Raw genomic sequence first — 11617 nt, 5'->3', positions numbered from 1 at the left:
TATGAAATGGACCTCGAACTGCTGCGAGTTTTCCTGGCCGTGGTTGAGGCGGATGGCTTTACGCGGGCGGCGGATCGCCTCGCGCGGACGCAATCCACCATCAGCCAACAGATACGCCGCCTGGAGGAAGAGCTGGGGCAGCCGCTGATTTTGCGTCAGCGCGCAGGGCGGAGCGTTTCATTGACTCCCTCGGGAGAGGTCCTGGTGCCGTATGCGCGCAGGTTGCTCGACATTTCGTCGGAAGCGCGCACCGTGGTCTCGCGGGAGAACAGGCAAGCGGTGGTTCGCCTGGGGGTGACCGAGGACCTTGAAAGCAGCTTGCTGGTACGGCTTCTTGAGTCCTGTCGACTACACGTGCCCGAAGTGAGGCTGGAGGTCACTTCCGCGTGGGGTGATGTTCTCAACCGGTTGCGGGCCTGCGGCGAGCTCGACCTTGTGCTGGCCAAGCAAGCTCGAGGAGGTCCGGCGCTCGCGGCGCGGCCTGAACATGCGGTGTGGGTTGCCTCGCCGGGCTTCGACCCTTCCGTGGACATAGTTCCCTTGGCGGTGTTCCCGCACGGTTGCCTTTATCGTTCTCAAGCCATCGAAACGCTGACCGCGAGCGGACGGGCCTGGCAAATCGCCTTTACCGGCCAGGGGCTTGCGGCGGTACAAGCAGCAATCGTCGCCGGTCTCGGCGCGGCAATTCTGGCGGAAAATACCATCGCGCCCGGTATGCGGCGCCTCGGCCCTTCCGAGAGGTTTCCGATACTCCCTCGTCTGGAACTGGCCTTGATAGCGTTGCAGGAGCTTTCGCCACCGGTAGAGGCCATCGCCAGCCACTTATGTTCCGTGGTTTTCCCGACGGGCCTTCAACCTGAGGAGTGATCTCGCCATGCCGCGGCATGAGCTGACGCCGATGAGCCCATCGGATATCAGGCTCGGGGTCACCGCAAACCGGCGCTCGCGGCAATCAAAAATCGCGAATGTTCAAATCGCGAACGTTCAAGGGCGCTAAACTAGAAGTGTTTCGCCGACGCATGCGAGACCTTCTATCATCGGCCCGGGTGATCACGGGTGCCAGACAACGCTTCGACAGGAGGGGCAAACCGGTGCGGTTGAGATCTTTTCCGCTGGGCGCGGCCATCTTCTGTCTTGTCGCGATCCTCGCCGCTTTGACGGCGTCGGTCAGCTCGTTCGCGGCCCTGCGTCCGTCGACCGTTCCCGACTGGCTGCAGCGCCATGTCGGCGACGGCGAGGGCCAGATCTCCCAGGTCGTGCTGGAAAGGGCGCGCGCGCTCTACCAGAAGAAAATCAGCGATGGCTCGGTCAGCAACCCCTGCTACTTCGCCATGGATGCCACGCGTCCCGGCGATCTCGGCAACAGCGTGCTCGGCCAGCGTTATTACATCATCTGCGAGGCCAAGCAGCTTTTCCGCGCGGTCTCATCGGGTCATGGCGGCGGCCGCAATCTGAAAGGCGTTGCCGATTTCTCCAATGGCAGGCGCTGCGCGAAGAATTTCGGCAATGCGATGGATTCCGAGCTCACCGCCGGCGGCGCCTATATGACCGCCGAGACCAAGACGTCCTTCAAGGGTTACTACCGTGTCGGCGCGCAGAACGCGGTGTTCATGCGCAGCTTCATCCAGTTCGACGGCGAAGGCGAAGCGGCGAACGCAAGGCAGCGCGTGATCGGCGGGCATCCGGCTGCCTTGCTCAGGGGCATGTGCATGCGCAAGGACCCGAACAGCTCATACGCCGACCATGACGGCCTCGTCCCGTTCGGCAAGCTGGTCAACTATGCCGGCGGTCGCAGCAATGGCTGCACCAGCTGGTCGCCCGCCGATGCCGAGCAGATCATCCCGCTGGTGAAGAACAACCCGACGACGCTCTACATCTATCCGGAATCGCGCGACATCGCCGCCGTCGCGCGCGCCAAGTCCGGCGGCCAGGCGCTCTCAGACGCGGGAACCTATTGGAACGCCTCCTGCCTGAAGGAGATCGGCGCGCCCAAATTCTGGCCGAAGAAGACGCTGGAGCCGATCATCGCGCAGTACAAGAAGGACCATCCGGCGCCGCCGCCGCAGCCGGTTCCGATGTGCAAGGATTAGCGAAGCAGCGCCCTACTGCAGCAGCCCCTTGATGATGGCGCTCGCCTTGGCGAAGTCCATCTGGCCTGCATATTTCTGCTTCAGCGCGCCGATCACCTTGCCCATGTCCTTCTGGCTGGCGGCGCCCGTGGCCGCGATCGCCTCGCGCGCGGCGGCCATGATCGCCGCGTCGTCGAGCTGTGTCGGCAGGAATTCGCGGATGATCTCCATCTCGCCGCGTTCCTGCGCCGCCAGTTCCGGCCGCTTGCCGTCCTCGAAGGCCTTGGCCGATTCCTCGCGCTGCTTCACCATCTTGGCGAGGATCTGCAGGATCTCCTCCTCGCTCGCCGGCGGCTTGCCGGCGCCGCGATTGGCGATGTCGCGGTCGTGGATGGCGGCTTGGATCAGCCGCAGCGTCGGCAGGCGGTGCTTGTCCTGCGCCTTCATCGCGCTCTTCATGGATTCGGCGATTTTCTCGCGCATCGTGCTTCTCCTTCGAATGCGGCGGACAATAGCTTCGCCGAACGGCCAACGCAAATCCGGCCAAGCCGCTGATATTGCTGGACGAAAGCAAATCGGCTGCGGTTCGGGGGCGGCGCATTGACCGCTCTCGCGGCTTCCCCTATGTACTCGGTCCTGCATAAGACAATGGAGTCATGTCGCCCAAAAGTGCGTAGCGGTTTTGGGAGAAACGACATGACCAACTAGAATCAACGCGTGGGAGCTGAAATGTCCAGCTCGCGCGCCTTGCCGCGCAAACGGTGCTGCCGACCGTTTTGGACGCGACAGACAGGAGTGCCGCCATGGCCACGACCACCGCCCCCTGGGCCACCGAAAAGCCGACCGCCCTTCTGGTCCTCGCCGACGGCACGGTGATCGAAGGCCGCGGTCTCGGCGCCACCGGATCGGCCGTCGCGGAAGTGTGCTTCAACACGGCGCTGACCGGCTACGAGGAGATCCTCACCGATCCGTCCTATGCCGGCCAGATCGTCACCTTCACCTTCCCGCATATCGGCAATGTCGGCACCAATGACGAGGACATCGAGGACCTGCATCCCGCGGCCCGCGCCGGCGCGGTCGGCGCGATCTTCAAGGCCAATGTCACCGACCCGTCCAACTATCGCGCCGCCGGCCATCTCGACCAGTGGCTGAAGCGGCGCGGCATCGTCGCGCTGTCCGGCATCGACACCCGCGCGCTGACCGTGCTGATCCGCGAGAAGGGCATGCCCAATGCCGTCATCGCGCATGCGCCCGATGGCGTCTTCGACATCGAGGACCTGAAGCGCCAGGCCGCGGCCTGGTCGGGCCTGATCGGCCTCGATCTCGCCAAGGACGTGACGTCGGGACAGTCTTCGGTCTGGCGCGAGACGCCCTGGGTCTGGAACGAGGGTTTTGGCGAGCAGGACGCACCATCGATGCACGTCGTGGCCATCGACTACGGGGTGAAGCGCAACATCCTGCGCCTGCTGGCCGGCCTCGGCGCCAAGGTCACCGTCGTGCCGGCCAAGACCGGTGCGGAGGAAATCCTGGCCATGCAGCCGGACGGCATCTTCCTGTCGAACGGTCCCGGCGATCCAGAAGCGACCGGCGAATATGCCGTGCCGGTGATCCAGAGCCTCTTGAAGACCGAAATCCCGGTGTTCGGCATCTGCCTCGGCCATCAAATGCTGGCGCTGGCGCTCGGCGGCAGGACCGAGAAGATGCATCAGGGCCACCACGGCGCCAACCATCCGGTCAAGGACCACACCACCGGCAAGGTCGAGATCGTGTCGATGAACCACGGTTTCGCCGTCGATGCCGACTCGCTGCCCGAAGGCGTCGAGGAAACCCATGTGTCGCTCTTCGACGGCTCCAATTGCGGCATCGCGCTGACCGGCCGGCCTGTCTTCTCGGTCCAGCACCATCCCGAAGCCTCGCCCGGCCCGCAGGATTCGCACTACCTCTTCCGCCGCTTCGTCAACCTGATCCGCGAGCGGCGCGGCGAGGAAGCGCTGGCCGAACGTTGACACGCCGTGCGTGTTAGCTATAATATCGCCAAGATAGAGGTTAGAGCGGCGATATTCCGTGAAGACTATCATCCTCTCGGCAGCCGCCGCTCGTGATCTCGACAATCTACCCGCCGACATTCGGAACCAGGTATCCGAGGGCCTGATAGGTTACGCGATAAGCGGTCGAGGAGATGTAAAGCGCTTAGCTGGTAGGAACGGCTACAGGCTGCGGATCGGCCGCTACCGAGTTATTTTCGATGAGGATCGCACCACTATCCTGGCGATCTACATAGGAAAACGCGAGACAACAACCTACAGCAGGTCATAGCAGGACAAGATGTCATGAATGCCCCGCAAATCATCAAAACCTCAACCGGCGAGGAATTGGTCGTGATCCCCAAAGCGGATTACGAGGCGTTGCTGCATGCCGCCGAGGAGGCTCTCGAAGATGCCGCGGATGTCGCCATCTACGACGAGCGCAAAGCCGACCTCAAAACCGAGAGGGCGTTGCCCGCGGACGTGACCATGGATGTCTTGCGCGGCTCCAGTCGACTAAAGGCGCTGCGCAACTGGCGAAAGCTGACCCAAGCCGAGCTGGCAGCGGCGATCGGTGTCAGCCAGGGTTTCTTGTCGGACCTCGAATCCAATCGCCGTAAGCCGTCCGAGCAGACCAGCGCAATGCTGGCGAAGGCGCTCGATATCCCCGGCGAATGGATCGAGCCTTAAAGCGCGTCGCGCTGAACCGTATTCAGGCGACGCGCTTTAAGTCTTTGTTTTGATGCATGTCGTTGTCCCAGAACCGAGCACACTTCTGGGCGACATCCATTAGTCATCCTCACGCAGCGTCCGTCACCGCCGCTTCCTGCGTGTGCAGGCGCTCGACTTCCTTCGGCGCCGGCCTGGCAACTTTCGTCACGAAGACGATCACCGCCAGCGTCAGGAAGATCGCGCCCAGCATATAAGGGCGCCGCCGAACACGACCGGCGCGGTCGGGCTCGTGAACCAGGAAAAGATCGCCGTGTAGAGCAGCGGCGTGATGATCGAGGTGATCGAGAAGATCGAGGTCATCGCGCCCTGCAATTCGCCCTGCGCCGAAGGCGGCACCTTGGCGGCGGCGAGGCTCCTCAGCGGCGGATCGGCCAGCGCCTCCAGGCAACCGGCCACGATCACCGCATAGATCATCCAGCCTTGCGTCGAAAACGCGTAGCCGAAGGCGCTGAGCGCGGTGAAGGTCAGCCCGATAGCCGCCGTCTTCCACTCGCCGAGCCTGGGAATGATCCGCGGCAGCACCGTCGCCATGATGATCGCGCCGCACAGGCCGAAGGCGCCGAGCGAGAAGCCGATCTGCTGTTGGCTCCAGCCGTAGCGGTAGCTGGAGACGAACGACCAGACCGCCGGATACATCATGTGGCCGAGCGTCATCAGGAAGAAGACCAGCCCGATCCAGCCGATGCCTTTGTAGTTGCGCATCTGGAGCAGCGTGCCGACGGGATTGGCGCGCCTCCACTCGAAGCGGCGGCGGTGCTGCTGGTCGAGCGTTTCCGGCAGGAAGAACATCGCGATCAGAAAATTCGCGAAAGCGAGCCCGGCGGCGAAAAAGAATGGCACGCGCGGCCCGAACGTGCCGAGCAGGCCGCCCAGCACCGGGCCAATGACGAAGCCGACACCGAAGGCGATGCCGAGCAGGCCAAAATTCTTCGCCCGGTTCTCGTCGTTCGAGATATCGGCGATGAAGGCGGACGTCGTCGAATAGCTGGCGCCGGAAATGCCGGCGAGCACGCGGCCTATGAACAATATCGGATAGGACCAGGCGACGGCGCAGATAAGATTGTCGATCGAGAAGGTCAGCACCGAGGCAAGCAGGATCGGCCGCCGCCCGAAGCGGTCGCTCAAGCCGCCCATGATCGGCGCGAAGAAGAACTGCATCGCCGCATAGACGAAGAACAGCCAACCGCCCTCGATCGCGGCCTCGCTGATGCTGACGCCGCTCAGTTCCTCAAGATAGGCCGGCAGCACGGGCATGATGATGCCGAAGCCGATGATGTCGAGCAGCAGCGTCGTGAAAACGAGCGCAAGGCCCCGCCTGGCGGTTTTCGGGTCGATCATGGCGACAAGCTCCTCATCCGCCTTGGGGCACGGGCGGGACGGACCTTATAGGCGAGGTTAGCGACGGGAACAATCCGCGAACGAAGGCAACCGTCTTATGCTGACATCACTTGCCAGCTGCCGCCGATCGTGGATCGTCGCCCGAAAAGAAGCGGAAGCGCCGCCTCAGATCGGACCGCTCATGGTGTTGCAGTCGGACAGCTTGCCGCTCTTGTAGCCGCGCGCCAGCCATGTCTGCCGCTGTTGCGAGGTGCCATGGTTGAAGCTTTCCGGCACGACATAGCCCTGCATCTTCTTCTGCAGCGTGTCGTCGCCGATCTGCTTGGCCGCGTTCAGCGCGCTTTCGATATCGCCCTGCTCCAATATGCCTTTTTGCGCGGTGTAGTGTGCCCACACGCCGGCGAAGCAATCGGCCTGGAGCTCGATGCGCACCGAGAGCTGGTTGGCGTCGGCCTCGCTCATGCCTTGCCGCATCTGGTTGAACTTACCCATGATGCCGGTGAGATTCTGCACGTGGTGCCCAACCTCGTGCGCCACCACATAGGCGCGCGCGAACTCGCCGGAAGCGCCGAACTGCTGGTCGAGCTGCTGGAAGAAGGTCATGTCGAGATAGACCTTATGATCGCCCGGGCAGTAGAACGGACCGGCCGCCGCCGAGGCGAAACCGCAGGCCGAACGAACCTGGCCGCTGAACAGCACCAGCTTGGGGTCCTCGTAGGTCAGGCCCTGCGCCTTGAAAATGCCCGTCCACGTGTCTTCGGTTTCCGCCAGCACCGTCGCGACGAACTGCTTCATCTCGTCATTGGCGGGCGCGCCGCCATTATCCTGCGAGCCGCTGTTGTCGGTGATCTGGCCGCCGCCACCCGGCAGCAGGCCGCCGTCGCCGCCACCCAGGATCTGCGACGGGTCGAAGCCGAAATACCATCCTGCGAGCACGACCAGGATGACCAGGAGGATGCTGCCGCCGCCACCGGTACGGCCGCCGATAGGAAGGCGGAACTGGCCACCGCCGCCCAATCCACCGCCAAGTCCGCCGCCGCTGTCGCTACGGTCATCCTCGATGTTGTCGCTCTGACGACGGCCTCTCCAAAGCATGGCAACTCCTCGCAACGCGAATGTCCTGGAGGGACTGGCCCGCGACCATCCCCTGCAGACAATTATCGCAACGGCTGGCCTAAGTCACAGAATTTTTCGCTCCCGCCAAATGTCGGATGCGCCGGGAACGTCAATCGGACAGGCAAGGCTCACCGACCATAAACCGGCTAAAAACCTCGACTTTTCTGCTTGGCGCCGGCGCTCTTGCCGTCCGAGCTTTTCGAACGTTCCTCAAAACGCGCCGCTCCCTTCTTCAGCGGATGGCCGGTCTCGGCCTCGGTCTTGCGCTCGTCCCTGGCGGCGGCCTGCCGCAATCCCCCGGCTGCCTGCTTCCCCTTGGCGGTCGGTGCTTGTTCGATGCCCATTGCTTCCTCCCTAAGCGCGACAATCGCGCGATGTGGGAAGTAATGCGGCGGAGATGCGTCGGTTCCGTTTCAAGGTGCTCGGGTGGATCGGGCTCCTACGCCTGGCGATGCGTCATTGCACGGCGGAAGGCTTCCAGCGTTTCGGCGCTGACATGGTGCTCGATGCCCTCGGCGTCGATGCGTGCCGTCTCGGCGCTGACGCCGAGAGAGCGCAGGAAGGCCTCCACCGTCTGGTGGCGAATGCGGCTTTCCTCGGCGACCTTGCGGCCGGCTTCGGTCAGGAACACGCCGCGATAGGGCTTGCGCGAGACCAGTCCGTCGGCGCACAGCCTGGTCAGCATCTTTGCCACCGTCGGCTGCGCGACGCCGAGCCTCGCCGCGATATCCACCTGCCGCGCCTCGTTGCCGTCCTCGATAAGGTCGGCGATCAGCTCGACATAGTCCTCGACCAGCGCGCTGCGGCGCGCTTGGCGCTGCTGCCGGAATCCTTCCGAATGGATTTCGGCATCGGGAAGCGGCTCTTCGCGTCGAACTAGTTTGTTCCTCAGCGCCAATACGCGCTCCTCCTTGAATCGGGATCGTATCCATAACACGAACCCCTGATGGTCCGGCGTTTATTTGCATTCCCGGGCGGGCGCAACCGGCGTTCGCGGTCGCCTGCGTCCAGACTTGCCCAAGCGCATCACGAAAGCATGATCAATGAAATATAGCCTATTGAATAATGTTGAGCCATGGCGTAGATAAGGAGCACCCTCGATACATTCCAGCGGAAATCCCTCATGTCCGACGCCGATGCAGCAACAGTAGCCCGACCCGCATGGCGATTCGACAGGCCTGACGACGAGCAGCCGAGCCTGCGCGAGGTGAACGCCTCGATCGCGGTGCCGCAGACTGGCGCCTGGTTCCGCCGCCTGTTCGCCTTCATGGGACCCGGCTACATGGTCTCGGTCGGCTATATGGATCCGGGCAACTGGGCGACCGACCTCGCCGGCGGCGCCCAGTTCGGCTACACGCTGCTTTTCATCGTCATGCTGTCGAACCTGATGGCGATCCTGCTGCAGGCGCTGTCCGCCCGCCTCGGCATCGCCACCGGGCGCGACCTCGCCCAGGCCTGCCGCGCCTACTATCCGCGCCCCGTCAATCTGGTGCTCTGGATCGCCTGTGAGCTGGCGATCATCGCCTGCGACCTCGCCGAGGTGATCGGCACGGCGATCGCGCTGCAGCTTCTGTTCGGCATTCCGCTGATCGGCGGCGCCATGCTGACCGCGCTCGACGCCTTCCTGGTGCTTCTGTTGATGAACAAGGGCTTCCGCTATCTCGAAGCCTTCGTCATCGCGCTGCTGATCATCATCTTCGGCTGCTTTGCCATCCAGATATTCGTCGCCGCGCCGCCGGCCGGCACGATCCTGCATTCGATGTTCGTGCCGTCATCCGAGATCGTCACCAACCCGGCGATGCTCTACATCGCCATCGGCATCATCGGCGCGACGGTCATGCCGCATAACCTTTATCTGCATTCCTCGATCGTGCAGACCCGCGCCTATGAGCGCACCGATGCCGGCAAGCGCGACGCCATCAAATGGGCGACGACGGATTCGACCATCGCGCTGATCCTGGCGCTGTTCGTCAACGCTTCGATCCTGATCGTCGCGGCTGTCGCCTTCCACGGCACCGGACACCAGGACGTCGCCGAGATCGGCCAGGCCTTCGAGCTCTTGTCGCCGCTGCTCGGCCTGAGCATCGCCTCGATCCTGTTCGCCGTCGCGCTGCTCGCCTCCGGCCTCAACTCGACGGTCACCGCGACGCTTGCCGGCCAGATCGTGATGGAAGGCTTCCTGCGGCTGCGCATCCCGCAATGGGCACGGCGCCTCCTGACGCGCGGCATCGCCATCGTCCCGGTGGTGGTGGTCACGGCGCTCTACGGCGAGAAGGGCACGGCAGAACTTCTGGTCTTCAGCCAGGTGGTGCTGTCGATGCAGCTGCCCTTCGCGGTCATCCCGCTGGTGCAGTTCGTGTCGGACAAGAAGAAGATGGGCAGTTTCGCCATACCGCGCGGCGTCGCGGCGCTAGCCTGGGTGGTGGCCGCAATCATCCTCGTTCTCAACTTCAAGCTGCTCTACGACACCATCGCCGGCTGACCGCGACATTCGCGCCGGCCGCGCTATCTTCTTCAAGCATGGCCGGATCGGACGACGCCCGCAAATTCTACGCCAGGCTGATGGCGGCGCAGGCGCGTTGGGCCGACCCGCGCATCGAGCAGGTGTTTGCTTCCGTGCCGCGTGAAGCCTTTCTCGGCCCGGGGCCCTGGACCGTCTTTGCCGGCGACGGCAGGATCGAAACGCCGAAGGCCGATCCAGCCTATATCTACCAGAACGTGCTTGTCGTACTCGATGCCGACAAGGGCATCAACAATGGCGAGCCGCTTCTGCACGCCATGTGGATCGGCAAGGTCGATCTGAAGCCTGGCGAGCACGTCACCCATATCGGCGCCGGCACCGGCTATTACACGGCGCTGCTGTCAAAGCTGGTCGAGCCGGGGGGCGTCGTCATGGCCTTCGAACTGGAGGCCGGTCTGGCCGCGCGCGCCAAGGCGAACCTTGCCCGGTACGGCAACATCGAGGTGGTCCAAGCCGACGCCGTCGCCAATGCGCCGCCACCGTCCGACGTCATCTATGTCAATGCCGGCGTCGCCGCTCCGCCCGCCGCGTGGCTGAAAGCGTTGAAGCCCGGCGGTCGCATGATCTTTCCGTGGCGCCCGTCCGAAACCGTCGGCCTTGCGGTCCTGATAACCCGCCTGGAAAACGGCTTTGCCTGCCGGCCCTTCATGGGCTCCTGGTTCATCCCTTGCGTCGGCGCCTCCGTTGCCGAGGCTGGCGCGAAAATACCGACCCGCGAGCGCGCCGCGCGCACCCGCTCGATCTGGCTGAGTAAAGACAAGGCGCCGGACCGCACCGCAACCGCCGTGTTCGGCGACGTCTGGTTCTCATCGCGCGCAATTCGCGCCGACAGCCCGCGACAGAAATTTTAAGGCTCTTGTCGAAAACGCGCCTTGCCGTTCGTCCTAGGTGCATGATCCCGAAAAGTGGAACCGGTTTTCGGAAAAGATCATGCTCCAACAAGAGCTGGATCGGAATGACGATTCAATGAATCGTCATTCCGATCCAGAGCAATTCCAGGAAAAGCGCGAAGCGGTTTTCCGTCCGGAATTGCGTCAAACCACTCTAGGCAGAAATCCGGCCGCGATGGCGCGGATCGTGAAAACGGAGAATAAAGATGCGCAAGATCATCGCCGCCACATTCGTAAGCCTCGACGGCGTCATGCAGGCGCCCGGCGGGCCGGAAGAAGATCCGGTCGGCGGCTTCAAGTTCGGCGGCTGGACCTTCCATTACTTCGACGAGGTGGGCGGCGCGGCAATGGAGGAACTGTTCTCCAAACCCTTCGCCCTGCTGCTCGGCCGCAGAACCTACGACATCTTCGCCGCGCATTGGCCGTATCAGAACGATCAGATCGCGGATGTCTTCAACCCTGCAGTCAAATATGTCGCCACGCACCGGCCGGATTCGCTGGCCTGGCAGAACACCCAGTCGCTCGGATCGGACATCGTTGCCAGGCTCAAGGAGCTCAAGCAGGAAGACGGACCCGACCTGCTCATCCAAGGCTCAGGCAATCTGACCCAGACCTTGCTCGCCCACGGGCTGATCGACGAAATCCGGTTGATGATCTTCCCGCTGGTGCTGGGCAAGGGCAAGCGGCTGTTCGGCGACAACGCGATGCCGGCAGCCTTCAAGCTCGTCAAATCGCAGACTTCCGCCACGGGCGTCATCATCGCGACCTATGAGCGAGCGGGCGCAATCCGCACGGGCTCGTTTGCCCAGGAGAAGCCTTCGCAAGCCGAGATCGAACGGCGCAAGAACTGGAAATAGTGCAGTCGCGGGGGGGGGGGGGGGGGGGGGGGGGGGGGGGGGGGGGGGGGGGGGGGGGGGGGGGGGGGGG

11 protein-coding genes and 1 pseudogene are annotated in these 11617 nt (G+C 63.5%); 7 read left to right on the top strand and 5 right to left on the bottom strand.

Annotation, left to right across the window (positions count from 1 at the left end; translation table 11 throughout):
• Positions 1-6: 6 nt before the first annotated feature.
• Positions 7-867, top strand: a complete 861-nt coding sequence (locus LB572_RS06385) for a LysR family transcriptional regulator (RefSeq protein ID WP_181179796.1) — start codon at positions 7-9, stop codon at positions 865-867.
• 224 nt (positions 868-1091) lie between these two features.
• A complete protein-coding gene (locus LB572_RS06380; RefSeq protein ID WP_224667138.1) occupies positions 1092-2090 on the top strand; it encodes a murein L,D-transpeptidase catalytic domain family protein in 999 nt (332 codons plus the stop codon).
• Positions 2091-2102: 12 nt separating this feature from the next.
• Here the strand turns inward: LB572_RS06380 and LB572_RS06375 are convergent, their stop codons facing one another.
• Complete coding sequence (locus LB572_RS06375; protein ID WP_140808067.1) at positions 2103-2552, bottom strand: GatB/YqeY domain-containing protein; 450 nt, start codon at positions 2550-2552, stop codon at positions 2103-2105.
• Between the two features lie 320 nt (positions 2553-2872).
• Here LB572_RS06375 and carA point away from each other — a divergent pair, with 320 nt between their 5' ends.
• Both carA and LB572_RS06365 read left to right on the top strand, forming a co-directional pair.
• Positions 2873-4075: a glutamine-hydrolyzing carbamoyl-phosphate synthase small subunit gene (gene carA / locus LB572_RS06370; RefSeq protein ID WP_224667137.1), complete on the top strand. Its 1203-nt coding sequence runs from the start codon at positions 2873-2875 to the stop codon at positions 4073-4075.
• 372 nt (positions 4076-4447) lie between these two features.
• Entirely contained in the window at positions 4448-4783 is a 336-nt protein-coding gene (locus LB572_RS06365) for a helix-turn-helix domain-containing protein (RefSeq protein ID WP_224667136.1), read from the top strand.
• Between the two features lie 109 nt (positions 4784-4892).
• On the opposite strand, the pseudogene LB572_RS06360 reads toward LB572_RS06365, so the two are convergent.
• From LB572_RS06360 to mntR, 4 genes and pseudogenes are all read right to left on the bottom strand, one after another.
• Positions 4893-6163: pseudogene (locus tag LB572_RS06360) on the bottom strand (TCR/Tet family MFS transporter).
• Positions 6164-6328: 165 nt separating this feature from the next.
• On the bottom strand, positions 6329-7258 hold the full coding sequence (locus LB572_RS06355) for a neutral zinc metallopeptidase (protein WP_224667135.1): 930 nt from the start codon (positions 7256-7258) through the stop codon (positions 6329-6331).
• A 167-nt stretch (positions 7259-7425) separates the two neighbouring features.
• Positions 7426-7623 carry a hypothetical protein gene (locus LB572_RS06350; protein WP_140808056.1) on the bottom strand — a complete coding sequence of 66 codons (198 nt, stop codon included), beginning with the start codon at positions 7621-7623 and terminating at the stop codon, positions 7426-7428.
• Positions 7624-7718: 95 nt separating this feature from the next.
• Entirely contained in the window at positions 7719-8177 is a 459-nt protein-coding gene (gene mntR / locus LB572_RS06345; RefSeq protein WP_224667134.1) for a manganese-binding transcriptional regulator MntR, read from the bottom strand.
• A gap of 225 nt (positions 8178-8402) precedes the next feature.
• Between mntR and LB572_RS06340 the strand changes: the two genes are divergently transcribed.
• The 3 genes from LB572_RS06340 to LB572_RS06330 all read left to right on the top strand — a co-directional run bounded on the left by LB572_RS06340 (position 8403) and on the right by LB572_RS06330 (position 11547).
• The gene (locus LB572_RS06340) at positions 8403-9761 is read left to right on the top strand and encodes an Nramp family divalent metal transporter (RefSeq protein ID WP_224667133.1); all 1359 of its coding nucleotides are present in this window, start codon (positions 8403-8405) and stop codon (positions 9759-9761) included.
• 38 nt (positions 9762-9799) lie between these two features.
• Positions 9800-10651 (top strand): protein-L-isoaspartate O-methyltransferase family protein, encoded by an 852-nt coding sequence (locus LB572_RS06335; protein WP_224667132.1) that lies wholly within the window; start codon positions 9800-9802, stop codon positions 10649-10651.
• Positions 10652-10896: 245 nt separating this feature from the next.
• The gene (locus LB572_RS06330) at positions 10897-11547 is read left to right on the top strand and encodes a dihydrofolate reductase family protein (protein WP_224667131.1); all 651 of its coding nucleotides are present in this window, start codon (positions 10897-10899) and stop codon (positions 11545-11547) included.
• The last annotated feature ends 70 nt before the right edge of the window (positions 11548-11617 follow it).

This window comes from Mesorhizobium sp. BH1-1-5, from assembly GCF_020165615.1.
In the GTDB taxonomy this organism is placed as follows: domain Bacteria; phylum Pseudomonadota; class Alphaproteobacteria; order Rhizobiales; family Rhizobiaceae; genus Mesorhizobium.
The sequence above is the reverse complement of the archived record's forward strand: the minus strand, read 5'-3'. Positions and strand labels throughout refer to the sequence as shown.

Coding starts and splice junctions, on each gene's coding strand:
- LB572_RS06385 (WP_181179796.1), top strand. CDS start 7: ATGGACCTCGAACTGCTGCGAGTTTTCCTGGCCGTGGTTGAGGCGGAT.
- LB572_RS06375 (WP_140808067.1), bottom strand. CDS start 2,552: ATGCGCGAGAAAATCGCCGAATCCATGAAGAGCGCGATGAAGGCGCAG.
- carA (WP_224667137.1), top strand. CDS start 2,873: ATGGCCACGACCACCGCCCCCTGGGCCACCGAAAAGCCGACCGCCCTT.
- LB572_RS06355 (WP_224667135.1), bottom strand. CDS start 7,258: ATGCTTTGGAGAGGCCGTCGTCAGAGCGACAACATCGAGGATGACCGT.
- LB572_RS06350 (WP_140808056.1), bottom strand. CDS start 7,623: ATGGGCATCGAACAAGCACCGACCGCCAAGGGGAAGCAGGCAGCCGGG.
- LB572_RS06340 (WP_224667133.1), top strand. CDS start 8,403: ATGTCCGACGCCGATGCAGCAACAGTAGCCCGACCCGCATGGCGATTC.
- LB572_RS06335 (WP_224667132.1), top strand. CDS start 9,800: ATGGCCGGATCGGACGACGCCCGCAAATTCTACGCCAGGCTGATGGCG.
- LB572_RS06330 (WP_224667131.1), top strand. CDS start 10,897: ATGCGCAAGATCATCGCCGCCACATTCGTAAGCCTCGACGGCGTCATG.